General features: G+C 71.8%; 17 protein-coding genes. 14 read left to right on the top strand and 3 right to left on the bottom strand.

Features of this window, described 5'->3' with window-relative positions; all coding sequences use genetic code 11:
* The first annotated feature begins 1 nt into the window (after window position 1).
* Both CCN42_RS07570 and thrS read left to right on the top strand, forming a co-directional pair.
* Window positions 2–1,189, top strand: a complete 1,188-nt coding sequence (locus CCN42_RS07570; RefSeq protein WP_086733982.1) for a hypothetical protein — start codon at window positions 2–4, stop codon at window positions 1,187–1,189.
* Window positions 1,190–1,279: 90 nt separating this feature from the next.
* On the top strand, window positions 1,280–3,256 hold the full coding sequence (gene thrS, locus CCN42_RS07575) for a threonine--tRNA ligase (protein WP_086733984.1): 1,977 nt from the start codon (window positions 1,280–1,282) through the stop codon (window positions 3,254–3,256).
* Between the two features lie 45 nt (window positions 3,257–3,301).
* Here the strand turns inward: thrS and CCN42_RS07580 are convergent, their stop codons facing one another.
* On the bottom strand, window positions 3,302–3,955 hold the full coding sequence (locus tag CCN42_RS07580; protein ID WP_086733986.1) for a potassium channel family protein: 654 nt from the start codon (window positions 3,953–3,955) through the stop codon (window positions 3,302–3,304).
* Between the two features lie 67 nt (window positions 3,956–4,022).
* Here CCN42_RS07580 and CCN42_RS07585 point away from each other — a divergent pair, with 67 nt between their 5' ends.
* Window positions 4,023–4,583 (top strand): HIT family protein, encoded by a 561-nt coding sequence (locus CCN42_RS07585; protein ID WP_086733988.1) that lies wholly within the window; start codon window positions 4,023–4,025, stop codon window positions 4,581–4,583.
* A gap of 56 nt (window positions 4,584–4,639) precedes the next feature.
* Here the strand turns inward: CCN42_RS07585 and CCN42_RS07590 are convergent, their stop codons facing one another.
* Together CCN42_RS07590 and CCN42_RS07595 are read right to left on the bottom strand one after the other, a co-directional pair.
* Window positions 4,640–6,295: a hypothetical protein gene (locus tag CCN42_RS07590; RefSeq protein ID WP_086733990.1), complete on the bottom strand. Its 1,656-nt coding sequence runs from the start codon at window positions 6,293–6,295 to the stop codon at window positions 4,640–4,642.
* Between the two features lie 183 nt (window positions 6,296–6,478).
* A complete protein-coding gene (locus CCN42_RS07595) occupies window positions 6,479–8,677 on the bottom strand; it encodes an elongation factor G-like protein EF-G2 (RefSeq protein WP_086733991.1) in 2,199 nt (732 codons plus the stop codon).
* A gap of 227 nt (window positions 8,678–8,904) precedes the next feature.
* Between CCN42_RS07595 and pgsA the strand changes: the two genes are divergently transcribed.
* The 11 genes from pgsA to yajC form a co-directional block, all read left to right on the top strand.
* Window positions 8,905–9,687: a phosphatidylinositol phosphate synthase gene (pgsA, locus tag CCN42_RS07600; protein WP_086733993.1), complete on the top strand. Its 783-nt coding sequence runs from the start codon at window positions 8,905–8,907 to the stop codon at window positions 9,685–9,687.
* Window positions 9,684–10,604 carry a phosphatidylinositol mannoside acyltransferase gene (locus CCN42_RS07605; protein WP_086733994.1) on the top strand — a complete coding sequence of 307 codons (921 nt, stop codon included), beginning with the start codon at window positions 9,684–9,686 and terminating at the stop codon, window positions 10,602–10,604. The genes pgsA and CCN42_RS07605 overlap by 4 nt, the downstream gene beginning before the upstream one ends.
* Window positions 10,601–11,773, top strand: coding sequence for a glycosyltransferase family 4 protein (locus CCN42_RS07610; RefSeq protein ID WP_086733996.1), 1,173 nt, complete (start codon window positions 10,601–10,603; stop codon window positions 11,771–11,773). The genes CCN42_RS07605 and CCN42_RS07610 overlap by 4 nt, the downstream gene beginning before the upstream one ends.
* A gap of 147 nt (window positions 11,774–11,920) precedes the next feature.
* Window positions 11,921–12,463 (top strand): LemA family protein, encoded by a 543-nt coding sequence (locus CCN42_RS07615; RefSeq protein ID WP_086733998.1) that lies wholly within the window; start codon window positions 11,921–11,923, stop codon window positions 12,461–12,463.
* A gap of 206 nt (window positions 12,464–12,669) precedes the next feature.
* A complete protein-coding gene (gene pdxS / locus CCN42_RS07620; protein WP_086169521.1) occupies window positions 12,670–13,584 on the top strand; it encodes a pyridoxal 5'-phosphate synthase lyase subunit PdxS in 915 nt (304 codons plus the stop codon).
* A gap of 39 nt (window positions 13,585–13,623) precedes the next feature.
* The gene (gene pdxT, locus CCN42_RS07625) at window positions 13,624–14,235 is read left to right on the top strand and encodes a pyridoxal 5'-phosphate synthase glutaminase subunit PdxT (protein ID WP_086734000.1); all 612 of its coding nucleotides are present in this window, start codon (window positions 13,624–13,626) and stop codon (window positions 14,233–14,235) included.
* Window positions 14,236–14,283: 48 nt separating this feature from the next.
* Window positions 14,284–15,036 carry a YebC/PmpR family DNA-binding transcriptional regulator gene (locus CCN42_RS07630; RefSeq protein ID WP_043499024.1) on the top strand — a complete coding sequence of 251 codons (753 nt, stop codon included), beginning with the start codon at window positions 14,284–14,286 and terminating at the stop codon, window positions 15,034–15,036.
* A 126-nt stretch (window positions 15,037–15,162) separates the two neighbouring features.
* Complete coding sequence (gene ruvC / locus CCN42_RS07635; RefSeq protein WP_086734002.1) at window positions 15,163–15,729, top strand: crossover junction endodeoxyribonuclease RuvC; 567 nt, start codon at window positions 15,163–15,165, stop codon at window positions 15,727–15,729.
* Window positions 15,726–16,331: a Holliday junction branch migration protein RuvA gene (gene ruvA / locus CCN42_RS07640; protein WP_086734004.1), complete on the top strand. Its 606-nt coding sequence runs from the start codon at window positions 15,726–15,728 to the stop codon at window positions 16,329–16,331. Before ruvC ends, ruvA begins: the two co-directional genes overlap by 4 nt.
* A gap of 117 nt (window positions 16,332–16,448) precedes the next feature.
* A complete protein-coding gene (gene ruvB, locus CCN42_RS07645) occupies window positions 16,449–17,519 on the top strand; it encodes a Holliday junction branch migration DNA helicase RuvB (protein ID WP_086169526.1) in 1,071 nt (356 codons plus the stop codon).
* Between the two features lie 163 nt (window positions 17,520–17,682).
* Window positions 17,683–17,904, top strand: a 222-nt coding sequence (yajC, locus tag CCN42_RS07650) for a preprotein translocase subunit YajC (protein WP_086734006.1), incomplete at its 3' end; no start/stop codon positions are given.

The raw sequence follows: 17,904 nt of genomic DNA on the forward strand, positions 1-17,904 counted from the left end.
CCTGCGGCCGGTCCGGCCGCACCCCGAGGCCCGCCGGGACCAGCCGCCCGAGCCCGGCCGCGTCGACCCCGCCGTGCTCGGCGCCCTGCTGCACCGGCACGGCTGGCAGCGCCGCGGCGGTGCCCCCGGACGCTACGGCCGCTGGACCCCGCCCGGCCCCGACAGCGGCCGCACCAGCCTGCTCGTCCCCGAGAGCCGCACCTTCCCCGACAGCGACGACCTGCTCGGCGAAGCCCTCACCGCCCTCACCCGCAGCAACAGCCCCTCCGCGCGGGAGATACTGCTCGGCCTCACCGTCCCCAGCGACGAGATCCGCTGGTGGCGGGACATACCGGGCGGACCGGCCGGCGCCGACCCGTGGCCCGTCGAGGAGCGGCTGCGCACCGCCGCCCGGCAGACCCTGCTCGCCGCCGCGCTCGCCACCCGCGGCCGGGCCGGCTACCACGGCGCCCGGCACCGCCGGGCCGCCGCAGCACTGCTGGACGACGTCCTGGTCGGCCCCGCCGCCGGCGGGCACCGCCTCACCGCCTTCGTGCCCGTGGCCACCGCCCGCCCCCTCGCCGTCCGCCTCCACCAGGCGCTCTACGCCGCCCGCGAGGCCATCGACCTCCGGCGGGCCACCGGCGGCATGGACGCCTTCGACGGCGCCGTCGAGGCGGGCGTCAGCCGGGAACTCACCGAGGCGCTGATCACTCTCGTGCACGGCACCGAGGGCGCCCGGATCGCCGTCGCCTGGGCACCCGCGGCCGGGGCACCGGAGGCCACGGTGACCTCCGCCGAGGCGGTCGAGTTCTCGCCCGGCGACCTGCCCGCGCTGCGCGAGGCCGGGGCCCGCTACCGCCGCGCCGAACCCTCCGTCCCCGTGCGGATCACCGGCGCCGTCGTCCGCATGCGCCGCTCGGGGCCGCGCGGCGAGGGCACCGTACGGCTGCGGGTGCTCGCCGGGGCCGAGGTGCCGCACGTACGGCTCACCCTCGACGAGGACGACTACCGCATCGCCGGCCACGCCCACCTGGTCGGCGTGCCGGTGCGGGTGCACGGGCGGCTGGAGAGCCGGGGCGGCTTCCGGCGGCTGACCGGGGCCTCGGGCGTCGCGCCGGTGCCGGTCGACGAGGCGGAACGGGACCGGCTGAGGAAGTCGCTCCAGGAGAACCTGGACTTCTTCGGGGAGGGGTGCGGCGGGGACTGATTTCGCCTGACAGGTCGAACGCTCGGTACGATCCTTTACTGCGCGCGCTCCCGGTATGGCGCCGCATCCATCTTCAGTCAGGAGAGACCGGTGTCAGACGTCCGTGTGATCATCCAACGCGATTCCGAGCGGGAAGAGCGCGTGGTGACGACGGGCACTACGGCCGCCGACCTCTTCGCCGGCGAGCGCTCGATCATCGCCGCGCGCGTGGGCGGCGAGCTGAGGGATCTGTCGTACGTGCTCTCCGACGGCGACGAGGTCGAGGGCGTCGCGATCTCCTCCGAGGACGGCCTGAACATCCTGCGCCACTCCACCGCGCACGTCATGGCGCAGGCCGTGCAGGAGCTGTTCCCCGAGGCCAAGCTGGGCATCGGCCCGCCCGTCAAGGACGGCTTCTACTACGACTTCGACGTCGAGAAGCCGTTCACGCCCGAGGATCTCAAGGCCATCGAGAAGAAGATGCAGGAGATCCAGAAGCGCGGGCAGAAGTTCGCCCGCCGTGTGGTCACCGACGAGGCCGCCCGCGAGGAGCTGGCGAACGAGCCGTACAAGCTGGAGCTGATCGGCCTCAAGGGCTCCGCCTCCAGCGACGACGGCGCGGACGTCGAGGTCGGCGCCGGCGAGCTGACGATCTACGACAACCTGGACGCCAAGACCGGCGAGCTGTGCTGGAAGGACCTCTGCCGCGGTCCCCACCTGCCCTCCACCCGGCTCATCCCGGCGTTCAAGCTGATGCGCAACGCCGCCGCCTACTGGCGCGGCAGCGAGAAGAACCCGATGCTCCAGCGCATCTACGGCACCGCCTGGCCGTCCAAGGACGAGCTGAAGCAGTACCTCGACTTCCTCGCCGAGGCCGAGAAGCGCGACCACCGCAAGCTGGGCAACGAGCTGGACCTGTTCTCCATCCCGGAGCAGATCGGCTCCGGCCTCGCCGTCTTCCACCCCAAGGGCGGCATCGTCCGCCGGGTCATGGAGGACTACTCGCGGCGCCGCCACGAGGAAGAGGGCTACGAGTTCGTCTACACCCCGCACGCGACCAAGGGGAAGCTCTTCGAGACGTCGGGCCACCTCGACTGGTACGCCGAGGGCATGTACCCGCCCATGCAGCTCGACGAGGGCGTGGACTACTACCTCAAGCCCATGAACTGTCCGATGCACAACCTGATCTTCGACGCGCGCGGCCGGTCGTACCGTGAACTGCCGCTGCGCCTCTTCGAGTTCGGGACCGTGTACCGGTACGAGAAGTCCGGCGTCGTGCACGGCCTGACCCGTGCCCGCGGCTTCACCCAGGACGACGCGCACATCTACTGCACCCGCGAGCAGATGTCCGAGGAGCTCGACAAGACGCTCACCTTCGTCCTCGGCCTGCTGCGCGACTACGGCCTGACCGACTTCTACCTGGAGCTGTCCACCAAGGACCCGGAGAAGTACGTCGGCTCGGACGAGGCCTGGGAAGAGGCCACCGAAACCCTCCGCCAGGTCGCCGAGAAGCAGGGCCTGCCGCTGGTCCCGGACCCGGGCGGCGCCGCCTTCTACGGCCCGAAGATCTCCGTGCAGGCCAAGGACGCCATCGGCCGGACCTGGCAGATGTCGACCATCCAGCTCGACTTCAACCTGCCGGAGCGCTTCGACCTGGAGTACACCGGCGCGGACGGCGCCAAGCAGCGGCCGGTCATGATCCACCGGGCGCTGTTCGGCTCGATCGAGCGGTTCTTCGCGGTGCTCCTGGAGCACTACGCGGGCGCGTTCCCGGCGTGGCTGGCGCCGGTGCAGGCGATCGGCATCCCGATCGGCGACGCCCACGTCGAGTACCTGCAGAAGTTCGCCGCCGCCGCGAAGAAGAAGGGCCTGCGCGTCGAGGTCGACTCCTCGTCCGACCGGATGCAGAAGAAGATCCGCAACGCCCAGAAGCAGAAGGTGCCCTTCATGGTCATCGCGGGCGACGAGGACATGTCGGGCGGATCGGTGTCGTTCCGCTACCGCGACGGCTCCCAGGAGAACGGCATCCCGTTCGACGAGGCCATCGCGAAGATCGTGAAGGTCGTGGAGGAGCGGACGCAGGTCTGATCCGGCCCGTCCGGTACGTCCGGCGCTCTCAGGAGGCCCCCGGGTTCACCCCGGGGGCCTCTCGTCGTCCTCCCGGGAGAACACCTGGAGCAGCCAGGACGAGAACGAGCCGGTGACCGTGCCCAGCAGCGCCAGGCCGCACGCCATCAGGCCCACGGCGATGATCCGTCCCAGCGGGGTCACGGGGGCGACGTCGCCGTATCCCACGGTCGCCAGCGTGGCGCAGGTCCACCACACCGCATCGCCGAAGGTCGTGATCGTGGCGTTCGGCGCGGTGTGCTCCTGGTGGTAGACGGAGAGCGCACCCGCGAACCCCAGCAGGCTGACCGACAGACCCGCGTACACGATCACCCTCAGGTGCAGTGGGAGCCGCGGGCGCCCGTGCCGGCGCTGCACCGCCTCGTACGTCTTGACCAAGCGCAGCGGCCGCAGCAGCGGCAGCACCACGACCAGGGTGTCCAGCCAGTGCCGGCGCACGAACGCCGCTCCCTGCCCGCTGAGCCGCCACCGCACCACGTAGTCGAGGAGGAACAGCGCCCACATCGTCCCGGTCACCGCCAGGCAGAGGTCGCGCAAGGGCCCGGGCAGGCCGTCCCCGAGGACCCGGACCGCGTAACTGCCGAGGAAGAGCAGCGATCCCACCGCGAGCGGGAGCGCCGCGCGCTGTTCCCACTCGGTCAGCCTGCTGTCGTCGTGCACCGGCCCAGCTTCGCCCGGGGCGCCGTGCGCGCGGCCCCGGCGACACGCCGCGAACGGGCGAAGCCATATGCTGCACTGCATGACGAGTGAGCCGGAGCAGCAGATCGGAGTGGGGACGCAGGACGCGTTCCAGCGCCTGTGGACGCCCCACCGGATGGCCTACATCCAGGGCGAGAACAAGCCGACCGGCCCGGGGGCCGACGACGGCTGTCCCTTCTGCTCCATCCCGGCCAAGTCCGACGAGGACGGGCTGGTCGTCCGGCGCGGTGAGCAGGTGTACGCCGTGCTGAACCTGTACCCGTACAACGGCGGTCATCTGATGACCGTGCCGTACCGCCACGTCGCCGACTACACGGATCTGACGACCGCCGAGACGGCCGAGCTGGCGGAGCTGACCAAGCAGGCGATGACGGCGCTGCGCACCGCGTCCGGGGCGCACGGCTTCAACATCGGCATGAACCAGGGCTCGGTGGCCGGCGCGGGGATCGCCGCGCATCTGCACCAGCACATCGTGCCCCGGTGGGGCGGCGACACGAACTTCATGCCGGTCGTCGGGCACACCAAGGTGCTGCCGCAGCTGCTCGCGGACACCCGGAAGATGCTGGCGGAGGCCTGGCCGACGGTCTGAGGAACGCGTCGGCGCCCCCGGCTCGGGCCGGGGGCGCCGTGACGTCTCGGCGATGGCTACGCGTCGTACACGTCGGCCTTGCGCGGTGACGGGTCCTGCACCGCCGTGCTGAGGAACGCGGAACGGCTGCCGAACTTATCCGTGTCGACTCCGTTCTCCTCCAGGACCTTGATCGCCGCGGCGTGGACCACTCGCAGCACCGGGGTCGCGGCGCGCAGGGCGTCGTCCGCCATGAAGCGGTGGCGCCAGGGCTGGTCGGCCCAGGCGTGCCGCAGGCCGAACGGCTCGGGGAGGGCTATCGAGCCGCCGAGCCAGTTCAGCAGCGGGGGATACCAGCTGATCGGCGCGCGGACGGCCAGCCGGACGACCTCGTCGCTGTTGACCAGCGGAAGCTTGATGGTGCGGGACTCCCACGGCTTGAACGACTTGCTGACCGACCTGGTCGGGGCCTCCGACTTGGTGGTGAACAGGCCGTTCACGGGGCCGAGGGCATGGCCGGTGACCTCGATGCGCAGGGTGGCGTGCAGCACGGTGACGGTGATCAGCATGGTGAGCACCAGCTGGCCGTCCCACAGGGTCCACTGCACGCCGAGGTAGTGCCGGTCGCCGGCGCCGAACTGCTGCTTGTTGCAGATGTCCTGTATGGCGTGCGACTTGACCTGGTACGCCTCGACGTCGGTGCCCTCGGGCCGGGAGACCGCCTTCGCGTTCTCGCCGATCGGGGTGACGATCCAGTGCCGTATCGACGGGGTCGGGAAGCCGCCGGTGTTCAGGGGGCCGCGCTCCAGCATGCGGAGCTGGTCGTGGATCGACCGTATGACGTCCCAGCTGCGGAACGGGTGGATCTCGCGGTCGGCGTGGGCGGGCACCAGGTCCTCGGCGAGCTGCCAGGAACCCCAGCGGGTGCCCATGCCGAGGATGCCCTTGGGGCCGGCGTAGAACACGGAGTTCGACTGCTGCTCGGCGCTGAGCTTGGCCAGGGACTGGCGCAGCTGCTCGGCGGCGGTCTCGCCGGGGCTGCTGGGCACGGCCTCGGGCACCTTGGCGCCGATGCTGCTGCCCGACAGGAGGCTGTCCCAGCGGTTCCTGAGGTCCGCCGCGGTGTACTCGCAGACCCGCTTGGCCCAGAACCAGCCGACCACGGGGGCGACGACCGCCGCACGCGCGTACCACCCCCAGAAGCCGGTGAAGGGCATCCGGACCAGGAAGATCACGGCCAGTGCGCCGACGGCGACGAGCAGGGCGGTGGCCGCCGCGGAGACGCGCTTGTTGTCGCCCTTGGTCATCGTGGTGCGCAGCTGGAAGACCAGCAGCCACACGAGGAGGCCGGGCAGGAACACCAGCCCGCACAGTGCCATGATCGCCGTCAGCTTGTTGTCGCGCTCACGGCGGATGCGGTTGGCCGCCAGGCAGTGCTCGACGACCACCTGCGGCTGGGTGCCGAAGGACTGGATGAGCGGCTTGCGGCCGCTGCCCAGCATGCGGTCGACCACCGCGCGGGAGAAGGCCTCGCCCAGGTTCGGCTTGAAGAGCGCGAGCCTTCCCGCGTTCACGGTCGACTGGTGCCACTCGTTGTCGGCCTTCTTGATGTCCTCCACGGGGTTGTCCCGATAGGCCGCCGAGGCCAGCGCGAAGGTCGCCGTCTGGCCCTCGTCGCCCGTGCGCGGCACCTGCGGTCCGAACATGTCCGCGTAACCGCTCTCAACGGTCATACCCGCCCCCACTCGCCGCCACTGTCGTCCTGCGGCCTTCCCGACTTCCCTGCCTCGCACACCTGTTGATCAGGTCATCAGCGTATCCGCCGGCGCCGACATTCGTCGGCGGACGGCCGAAGCCGTCCGCCGGTCCGGCAGCGGAGCGTCCCCACAGGTCACTTGAGTGCTCCGCTGTCCCAACTAGGATGCGGCCCGCTCCTGTTCGCGGACCCGTGCGGCGACCTGCTGGGGCATGGGTTCATGCCGGGCGTAGCGGCGGTCGAAGCGCGCCGTGCCGTGCGACAGGGAGCGCAGATCGACGGCGTACCGCCCGATCTCGATCTCGGGTACCTCGGCGCGCACCAGGGTGCGCCCCCCGGGGGTCTGCTCGGTGCCGAGCAGCCGGCCGCGCCGCCCCGACAGGTCGCTCATGACGGCGCCCACGTACTCGTCGCCGACCAGGACGCTCACCTCGGCCACCGGTTCCAGCAGATGGATCTTCGCGTCGGCGGCGGCCTCCCGCAGGGCCAGCGCCCCGGCGGTCTGGAACGCGGCGTCCGAGGAGTCCACGGAGTGCGCCTTGCCGTCCAGCAGCGTGACCCGGACGTCGATCAGCGGATACCCGGCGGCGACGCCCTTGGCGGCCTGGGCCCGGACGCCCTTCTCCACGGACGGGATGAACTGGCGCGGCACGGCCCCGCCCACCACCTTGTCGACGAACTCGATGCCGGAACCGCCGGGCAGCGGCTCCACCTCGATCTCGCAGATGGCGTACTGCCCGTGCCCGCCGGACTGCTTCACGTGCCGTCCGCGCCCGGCCGACCTCGCCGCGAACGTCTCCCGCAGGGAGACCCGGTGCGGTACGACGTCGACCTGGACGCCGTAGCGGCTGCGCAGCCGTTCCAGCACGACGTCCGCGTGGGCCTCGCCCAGGCACCAGAGCACCACCTGGTGGGTGTCCTGGTTCTGTTCCAGCCGCATCGTCGGATCCTCGGCGACCAGCCGGGCCAGGCCCTGGGAGAGTTTGTCCTCGTCGGCCTTGCTGTGCGCCTGGACGGCGAGCGGCAGCAGCGGGTCCGGCATGCGCCAGGGTTCCATCAGCAGCGGGTCGTCCTTGGCGGAGAGGGTGTCGCCGGTCTCCGCGCGGCCGAGTCTCGCCACGCACACCAGGTCGCCCGCGACGGCGTGCGTCACCGGCCGCTGCTGTTTCCCGAACGGCATGGTCAGCGCCCCGACGCGTTCGTCCACGTCGTGGTCCTCGTGGCCGCGGTCGGTGAGGCCGTGCCCGGAGACGTGGACGGTCTGGTCGGGGCGCAGCGTGCCGGAGAAGACCCGCACCAGGGAGATCCGGCCGACGTAGGGGTCCGAGGAGGTCTTGACGACCTCCGCGACCAGCGGGCCGTCGGTGTCGCACGGTTTCAGCCCGCGCGGCTCGCCGTCGATGGTGGTCACGGCGGGCATCGGGTGCTCGAAGGGGGTGGGGAACCCGCCGGTGATCAGCTCCAGCAGCTCGACCGTGCCGATGCCCTGGCGGGCGCCCTCGGCGGCCGGCGCCGCGGCCAGCACCGGGAAGAACGTGCCCCGGGCCACGGCCCGCTCCAGGTCATCGACCAGCGTCTCCAGGTCGATCTCCTCGCCGCCCAGATAGCGGTCCATGAGGGTCTCGTCCTCGCTCTCGGCGATGATCCCCTCGATCAGCCGGTTGCGGGCCTCCTCGATCAGCGGGAGCTGGTCCTCGCCCGGCTCAGACTCCTTGCGCTCCCCGCCGGAGTAGTCGAAGAGCTTCTGGGTGAGCAGCCCGATCAGTCCGGTCACGGGCGCGTGCCCGTCCGGTGCCTCGGGGCCGTGCAGCGGCAGGTACAGCGGGAGCACGGCGTCCGGGTCGTCGCCGCCGAAGGCCTCGGCGCAGATCCGGGTCATCTCCTCGAAGTCGGCGCGGGCCGCCTCCAGGTGCGTGACCACGATCGCGCGGGGCATGCCGACGGCCGCGCACTCCTCCCACACCATGCGGGTCGAGCCGTCCACGCCGTCGGAGGCGGAGACGACGAAGAGGGCCGCGTCCGCCGCTCGCAGACCGGCCCGCAGCTCCCCGACGAAGTCGGCGTATCCCGGGGTGTCGAGGACGTTGATCTTGATGCCGTCCCATTCGACGGGCACCAGCGACAGCTGCACCGAACGCTGCTGGCGGTGCTCGATGTCGTCGTAGTCGGAGACGGTGCCGCCGTCCTCCACGCGGCCCGCCCGGTTCACCGCTCCCGCGGTCAGCGCGAGAGCTTCCACCAGAGTCGTCTTGCCCGATCCGGAGTGGCCGACCAGCACCACATTCCGTACGGACGCGGGGTGGTCGGCCGCCGTAGCCCTGCCGGCGGCTCCGGGGTGGGTGTGTGCCTTGTCGCCCATGATCCTGCCTCCCGTGCACGGTGAGGTCACTGTGGGCGCGGACACGCGGGGGCCGCGTGTGGGGCGGCTCCGGCGACGCCCGCGATTCTTCGAGCTTTCCACTCCCGTCACGGTGCGTCCATACGAGCGACGGGAACCCGCCCTCCACCGCCGGTCGCGGACCGTGCGCCGGATCCCGACGGCCGGTGCGGGTGCCCGGCGGTGGCACACGCGCGCGCGTGGCTACGATGGGCCAGCCGGCGGCCAGCAGGGGCCGCCCGGCGACACCGACCCTCGGGAAGGCCATGCTGAACAAGTACGCGCGTGCATTCTTCACGCGTGTCCTCACACCGTTCGCCGCGTTTCTCATCCGCCGGGGCGTGAGCCCCGACACGGTCACGCTGATCGGGACCGCCGGTGTGATCGCGGGCGCGCTGGTCTTCTTCCCTCGGGGCGAGTTCTTCTGGGGCACGATCGTCATCACGCTGTTCGTCTTCTCCGACCTCGTCGACGGCAACATGGCCCGCCAGATGGGCCGCTCCAGCCGCTGGGGCGCCTTCCTCGACTCGACCCTGGACCGGGTCGCGGACGGGGCGATCTTCGGCGGCTTCGCCCTCTGGTACGCGGGCGGCGGGAACGACAACGTGCTGTGCGCCGTGTCGATCTTCTGCCTGGCCAGCGGCCAGGTGGTGTCGTACACCAAGGCGCGCGGCGAGTCGATCGGCCTGCCGGTGGCCGTCAACGGGCTGGTCGAGCGCGCCGAGCGGCTGGTGATCTCCCTGGTCGCGGCCGGACTCGCCGGTCTGCACACCTTCGGCGTGCCCGGCATCGACGTGCTCCTGCCGATCGCGCTCTGGCTGGTCGCGGTGGGCAGTCTCGTCACGCTGGTGCAGCGGGTCGTCACGGTCCGCAGGGAATCGGCGGAGGCGGACGCGGCGGCGGCCCAGGGGGAGGAGAATGCCTCCCAGGGGCAGGACAACGCGCCCCACGGGCAGAAGAACGCCTCCCACGGGAGCGAGGCGGCGAAATGAGCGCCCAGGAGCGTCTGACGGACGCGCTGTACGGCCTCGGCTGGAGCACGGTGAAGAAGCTCCCCGAGCCGGCCGCCGTACGGCTCGGGGACACCATCGCCGACCTCGCCTGGAAGCGGCGCGGCAAGGGCGTGCTGCGGCTGGAGAGCAACTACGCGCGCGTGGTGCCCGACGCGACCCCCGAGCGGCTGGCGGAGCTGTCCCGCGCGGGCATGCGGTCGTACCTGCGCTACTGGATGGAGTCCTTCCGGCTCCCGGCCTGGAGCGCCGAACGTGTCAGGGCGGGCGTCGAGGTCAAGGACCTCCACCACCTCACCGACGGGCTCGCCGCCGGCAAGGGCGTCGTCCTCGCCCTGCCCCACCTGGCCAACTGGGACCTGGCGGGCGCGTGGGTCACCACCGCGCTGAACATCCCCTTCACGACCGTCGCGGAACGCCTCAAGCCGGAGACGCTCTACGACCGCTTCGTCGCCTACCGCCAGGGACTGGGCATGGAGGTGCTGCCCCACAACGGCGGCTCCGCCTTCGGCACCCTCGCCCGGCGGCTGCGCGACGGGGGCCTGGTCTGCCTGGTCGCCGACCGCGACCTGTCCGCGTCCGGTCTGAAGGTCCGGTTCTTCGGCGACACCGCGCGGATGCCCGCCGGGCCCGCGCTGCTCGCCCAGCAGACCGGTGCGCTGCTGCTGCCGGCGACGCTGTGGTACGACGACTCGCCCGTCATGCGGGGACGGGTGCATCCCCCGATCGAGGTACCGGAGACAGGCACGCGGGCCGAGAAGACGTCTGTCATGACACAGGCGCTGGCGGACGCCTTCGCCCAGGGAATCGCCGACCATCCGGAGGACTGGCACATGCTCCAGCGCTTGTGGCTCTCGGACCTCGACCCCGCTCTCGATCCCGCGAAGGGCCGCTCGTGAGAATCGGCATCGTCTGCCCCTACTCCTGGGACGTACCGGGCGGCGTCCAGTTCCACATCCGCGACCTCGCCGAGTACTTCATCCGTCTCGGCCACGAGGTGTCCGTCCTCGCCCCCGCCGACGACGACACCCCGCTGCCGCCGTACGTCGTCTCGGCCGGCCGCGCGGTGCCCGTGCCGTACAACGGCTCGGTGGCCCGGCTGAACTTCGGTTTCCTGTCGGCGGCCCGGGTGCGGCGGTGGCTGCACGACGGCGCGTTCCACGTCATCCACATCCACGAGCCGACCTCCCCGTCGCTGGGTCTGCTGGCCTGCTGGGCGGCACAGGGCCCGATCGTGGCCACCTTCCACACGTCCAACCCGCGCTCGCGCGCGATGATCGCCGCGTACTCGATCCTCCAGGCGGCCCTGGAGAAGATCAGCGCGCGGATCGCGGTCAGCGAGTACGCCCGCCGCACCCTCGTGGAGCACCTCGGCGGCGACGCGGTCGTCATCCCCAACGGCGTCGACGTCGACTTCTTCGCCAAGGCCGAGCCCAACCCGGACTGGCAGGGCGACACGATCGGCTTCATAGGGCGCATCGACGAGCCCCGCAAGGGCCTGCCCGTGCTCATGCGGGCGCTGCCGCGCATCCTCGCCGAACGCCCGCGGACCCGGCTGCTGGTCGCCGGGCGCGGCGACGAGGAGGAGGCGGTCGCCTCCCTGCCCGCCGAGCTGCGCTCGCGCGTCGAGTTCCTCGGCATGGTCAGCGACGCGGACAAGGCGCGCCTCCTGCGCAGCGTCGACCTGTACGTGGCGCCCAACACCGGAGGCGAGAGCTTCGGCATCATCCTCGTCGAGGCGATGTCGGCGGGCGCGCCGGTGCTGGCCTCCGACCTGGACGCCTTCGCCCAGGTCCTCGACCGGGGCGCGGCGGGCGAGCTGTTCGCCAACGAGGACGCCGACGCGCTCGCCGAGGCGGCGCTGCGGCTGCTCGGCGACCCGGCACACCGTGCCGGGCTGAGCGCACGGGGCAGCGCCCACGTCCGCCGCTTCGACTGGTCGACCGTCGGCGCGGACATCATGTCGGTCTACGAGACGGTGACGGCGGGCGCGGCCGCGGTGGCGACGGACGAGGAGACCGGCGGAGGCACCGGCCTGCGGGCACGGTTGCGACTGGCGCGCGACTGACCCTGGCGCGCGGCCGACCGTGACGGTGAGCGCGCCGGGACCGTCCGGCCCCGGGGGCGGCAGCCGGCCCCCAGCGGGTGCCGGTGAGGGCGAGCCGGACGAGACACTCGGCCGACCCGGCGGAGCGTCCCGGTAGCCTTGCCGCCCGTGACCGAAACCCTCATCTGGATCATCGTCGTCCTCGTCGCGATCGGCCTCTATCTGAGCTGGACGGCCGGCCGGCTGGACCGGCTGCACGCCCGGATCGACGCCGCGCGCGCCGCGCTCGACGCCCAGCTGCTGCGCAGGGCTTCGGTGGCCCAGGAACTGGCCACGTCCGGGGTGCTCGACCCGGCCGCCTCGATCGTGCTCTACGAGGCCGCGCACGCCGCGCGGCAGGCCGAGGAGGAGCACCGGGAGGTCGCCGAGAGCGAGCTGAGCCAGGCGCTGCGGGCCGTCTTCGCGGAGCCGCAGCAGGTGGAGGCGGTCCGGGAGGCCCCCGGCGGCGTGGAGGCCGCCCGTGAGCTGGCGGAGGCCGCACGCAGGGTGCCGATGGCCCGGCGGTTCCACAACGACGCGGTCGGCGCGGCCCGCAGGCTCCGCGAGCACCGCAAGGTCCGCTGGTTCCGGCTGGCCGGCCACGCCCCCTTCCCGCTGGCCTTCGAGATGGACGACGAGCCTCCCACGGCCCTGATGGACCGGGCGGCCTGAGCCCGGACCCACGGCACCGCCGTACGCCGGGGCGCAGCACGAAGTCCGACCCCCACAGCCCCGCCGGCCCCACCGCTCTCAGGGCCCCACCAGTACCCTCGCCTGGGAAAAACGAGCCACCTCCTCCTCATTGGCCCTTGCTGTGGACTGGGCCCGTCGCGTTTCCTCGGTGGAGCAGTAACCCTCTTTCACCCAGTGAGGTACCCGTGTCCACCACGCTCCCCAACTCCGCCCAGACCCCCGAGACCGGCACCGCGCGCGTGAAGCGCGGCATGGCCGAGCAGCTCAAGGGCGGTGTGATCATGGACGTCGTCACGCCGGAGCAGGCGAAGATCGCCGAGGACGCGGGCGCCGTCGCCGTCATGGCGCTGGAGCGCGTCCCGGCCGACATCCGCAAGGACGGCGGCGTGGCCCGCATGTCCGACCCGGACATGATCGAGGGCATCATCGACGCCGTCTCGATCCCGGTCATGGCCAAGTCGCGTATCGGCCACTTCGTCGAGGCGCAGGTCCTGCAGTCCCTCGGCGTGGACTACATCGACGAGTCGGAGGTGCTGACCCCGGCCGACGAGGTCAACCACTCCGACAAGTGGGCGTTCACCACCCCCTTCGTCTGTGGTGCCACCAACCTGGGCGAGGCCCTGCGCCGTATCGCCGAGGGCGCCGCGATGATCCGCTCCAAGGGCGAGGCCGGCACCGGCAACGTCGTCGAGGCCGTCCGTCACCTGCGCCAGATCAAGAACGAGATCGCCCGCCTGCGCGGCTACGACAACAACGAGCTGTACGCCGCCGCCAAGGAGCTGCGCGCCCCGTACGAGCTGGTCAAGGAGGTCGCCGAGCTCGGCAAGCTCCCGGTGGTGCTGTTCTCCGCCGGTGGCGTGGCCACCCCGGCCGACGCCGCGCTGATGCGCCAGCTCGGCGCCGAGGGCGTCTTCGTCGGCTCCGGCATCTTCAAGTCGGGCGACCCGGCCAAGCGCGCCGCCGCCATCGTGAAGGCCACCACCTTCTACGACGACCCGAAGATCATCGCCGACGCCTCCCGCAACCTCGGCGAGGCCATGGTCGGCATCAACTGCGACACCCTCCCCGAGGCCGAGCGCTACGCCAACCGCGGCTGGTAATCACCCGAGCTGGTCCTCAACCGAGCTGGTAGTCACCTGATGAGCAACGAAGCCCCTGTCATAGGCGTCCTGGCCCTCCAGGGCGACGTACGGGAGCACCTGATCGCCCTGGCCGCGGCGGACGCCGTGGCCAGGCCGGTCCGGCGTCCCGAGGAACTCGCCGAGGTCGACGGTCTCGTCCTGCCCGGCGGCGAGTCCACCACCATCTCCAAGCTGGCCGTCCTCTTCGGCGTGATGGAGCCCCTCCGCGCGCGCGTGCGGAACGGCATGCCGGTCTACGGCACCTGCGCGGGCATGATCATGCTCGCCGACAAGATCCTCGACCCGCGCTCGGGCCAGGAGACGATCGGCGGCATCGACATGATCGTCCGCCGCAACGCCTTCGGCCGGCAGAACGAGTCCTTCGAGGCGGCCGTCGCCATCGAGGGCGTCGAGGGCGGCCCGGTGGAGGGCGTCTTCATCCGCGCCCCCTGGGTGGAGTCCGTCGGCGCGCGCACGGAGGTGCTCGCCGAGCACGACGGTCATATCGTGGCGGTCCGCCAGGGCAACGCGCTGGCCACGTCGTTCCACCCGGAACTGACCGGCGACCACCGCGTGCACTCCCTGTTCGTCGACATGGTGCGCGCGAACCGGGCGGCGGAGTCCTTGTAGGATCTCTGCCGTTCGTACGGAGATGGGTTACGCGAAGGAGACAGGCAGATGTCCGGCCACTCTAAATGGGCCACGACGAAGCACAAGAAGGCCGTGATCGACGCCAAGCGCGGCAAGCTCTTCGCGAAGCTGATCAAGAACATCGAGGTCGCGGCCCGGATGGGCGGTGCCGACCCGGACGGCAACCCGACGCTGTACGACGCCATCCAGAAGGCGAAGAAGTCGTCGGTCCCGAACAAGAACATCGACTCCGCGGTCAAGCGCGGCGCCGGCCTGGAGGCCGGTGGCGCCGACTACGAGACGATCATGTACGAGGGTTACGGCCCGAACGGTGTCGCGGTGCTCATCGAGTGTCTGACCGACAACCGCAACCGCGCCGCCTCCGAGGTCCGCGTCGCCATGACCCGCAACGGCGGCTCCATGGCCGACCCGGGCTCGGTGTCGTACCTGTTCAACCGCAAGGGCGTCATCATCGTGCCCAAGGGCGAGCTGACCGAGGACGACGTCCTCGCCGCCGTCCTGGACGCGGGCGCCGAGGAGGTCAACGACCTCGGCGAGAACTTCGAGGTGATCAGCGAGGCCACCGACCTGGTCGCGGTCCGCACCGCCCTCCAGGACGCCGGGATCGACTACGACTCCGCCGAGGCCAACTTCGTCCCGACCATGCAGGTCGAGCTGGACGAGGAGGGCGCCAAGAAGATCTTCAAGCTGATCGACGCGCTGGAGGACAGCGACGACGTGCAGAACGTCTTCGCCAACTTCGACGTCAGCGACGAGGTCATGGAGAAGGTCGACGCCTGACGCCGAGCCGGGCAGCGCAGCGAGCCGAACGGGCCGACGGGAGACACCCCGTCGGCCCGTCGCCGTGCGCGGCGTTGTCAGTGGCACCCGATAGCCTGCACAAACAGGCGAGCGAAGGAGGGGCGGGTGCGCGTACTGGGGGTGGACCCGGGACTGACCCGGTGCGGTGTCGGAGTGGTCGAGGGCGTGCCCGGCAGACCGCTGACCATGCTCGGTGTCGGTGTCGTGCGCACACCGGCCGACGCGGAACCGGGGGACCGGCTCGTCGCCGTCGAGCAGGGCATCGAGCAGTGGCTCGACGAGCACCGGCCCGAGTTCGTGGCGGTGGAGCGCGTCTTCAGCCAGCACAACGTCCGCACCGTGATGGGCACCGCCCAGGCCAGCGCGGTCGCCATGCTGTGCGCCGCCCGCCGCGGCATCCCCGTCGCCCTGCACACCCCCAGCGAGGTCAAGGCCGCCGTCACCGGCACCGGCCGCGCGGACAAGGCCCAGGTCGGAGCCATGGTCACCCGCCTGCTGCGGCTGGCCGCGCCGCCCAGGCCCGCCGACGCGGCCGACGCCCTCGCGCTCGCCATCTGTCACATCTGGCGCGCCCCCGCCCAGAACCGCCTCCAGCAGGCCGTCGCCCAGAACCGCCTCCAGCAGGCGGTCGCCCAGCACGCAGCACACGCAACGAAAGGCCGTACGACATGATCGCCTTCGTCAGCGGCACGGTCGCCGCCCTCGCCCCGGACGCCGTGGTGGTCGAGGTCGGCGGTGTCGGCATGGCCGTCCAGTGCACGCCGAACACGCTCTCCACCCTCCGGGTGGGCCGGCCCGCGAAGCTCGCCACCTCCCTGGTCGTACGGGAGGACTCGCTCACGCTGTACGGCTTCGCCGACGACGACGAGCGCCAGGTCTTCGAACTGCTCCAGACCGCGAGCGGCGTCGGCCCCCGCCTCGCCCAGGCCATGCTCGCCGTGCACACCCCCGACGCCCTGCGGCGCGCGGTCTCCACCGGCGACGAGAAGGCGCTCACCGCCGTCCCCGGCATCGGCAAGAAGGGCGCCCAGAAGCTGCTGCTGGAGTTGAAGGACCGCCTCGGCGAACCCCTCGGCGCGCCCGCCGTCGGCGCCCCGGTCACCTCCGGCTGGCGCGACCAGCTGCACGCCGCGCTCATCGGCCTGGGCTACGCCACCCGCGAGGCCGACGAGGCCGTCGCAGCGGTGGCCCCGCAGGCCGAGGCCGCCGACGGCCCGCCCCAGGTCGGCCTGCTCCTGAAGGCCGCGCTGCAGACCCTCAACCGAGCCCGCTGACACCCGCCCCGCCCGCGAAGGAGCCCCCGGCCGCGGATTCGGCCGGAAAGCACCCCCGCGAGCGGCGCCCTCACCCGCGTTACGCCCCATCCGACCGCGACCCCCGAGGCACACTCCATGAACTGGGACGACACGACCGACACCTCCGCCGGCGAGCGGCTGGTGGGCCCTGTCGCCGACCGTGAGGACCAGGCCGTCGAGGCCGCCCTGCGCCCGAAGGACCTGGGCGAGTTCATCGGCCAGGAGAAGGTCCGCGAGCAGCTGGACCTGGTGCTGCGCGCCGCCCGCGCGCGCGGAGCCACCGCCGACCACGTCCTGCTCTCCGGCGCGCCCGGCCTCGGCAAGACCACCCTCTCGATGATCATCGCGGCCGAGATGGGCGCCCCCATCCGCATCACCTCCGGCCCCGCCATCCAGCACGCCGGCGACCTCGCCGCGATCCTCTCCTCCCTCCAGGAGGGCGAGGTGCTCTTCCTCGACGAGATCCACCGCATGTCCCGGCCCGCCGAGGAGATGCTGTACATGGCGATGGAGGACTTCCGCGTCGACGTCATCGTCGGCAAGGGCCCGGGCGCCACCGCGATCCCCCTGGAGCTGCCGCCGTTCACCCTGGTCGGCGCCACCACACGGGCGGGCCTGCTGCCGCCCCCGCTGCGCGACCGCTTCGGCTTCACCGCGCACATGGAGTTCTACGAACCGGCCGAGCTGCAACGGGTCGTCCACCGCTCCGCGAGCCTGCTCGACGTCGAGATCGACACCGACGGCGCGGCGGAGATCGCCGGCCGCTCCCGCGGCACGCCCCGGATCGCCAACCGCCTGCTGCGCCGGGTGCGGGACTACGCCCAGGTCAAGGCGGACGGTGTCATCAACCGGGAGATCGCCGCGGCGGCCCTCGCGGTCTACGAGGTCGACGCCCGCGGCCTCGACCGTCTCGACCGCGCCGTCCTGGAGGCCCTGCTCAAGCTGTTCGGCGGGGGACCGGTCGGCCTGTCGACGCTCGCCGTCGCGGTGGGGGAGGAGCGCGAGACCGTCGAGGAGGTGGCCGAGCCCTTCCTGGTCCGGGAGGGACTGCTGGCCCGCACCCCCCGCGGCCGGGTCGCCACACCCGCCGCATGGGCGCATCTCGGCCTGACCCCGCCCCGCTCGCAGGGCGGGGGAAACGGACAACAGGACCTGTTCGGGGCGTGACGGCGAGGGAATGGACCGAGCAGGAACCCCGGTGCCATGCTGAGCGTTGTTCCATGCGCGCGGACTCGCTTAGACTCCGCCGATGCCGCCTAAGTCGGCGGCACGCACACCCCCAACCATCAGGCCGCTCACCATCGCGGTCGTGTGAAGGAAGTACCGACCCGTGAGTCTCGTGACCCTCCTCCCGTTCATCGTGCTCATCGGGGCCATGATCCTGATGACCCGGTCGGCCAAGAAGAAGCAGCAGCAGGCCATCGACATGCGGAACCAGATGCAGCCCGGTTCCGGCGTCCGCACCATCGGGGGCATGTACGCGACGGTCAAGGAGGTCAGCGAGGACACGGTCCTCCTCGACGCCGGGCCGGGCGTCGAGGAGGACCGTGTC

It is taken from the genome of Streptomyces glaucescens, assembly GCF_002154375.1.
GTDB lineage: Bacteria > Actinomycetota > Actinomycetes > Streptomycetales > Streptomycetaceae > Streptomyces > Streptomyces glaucescens.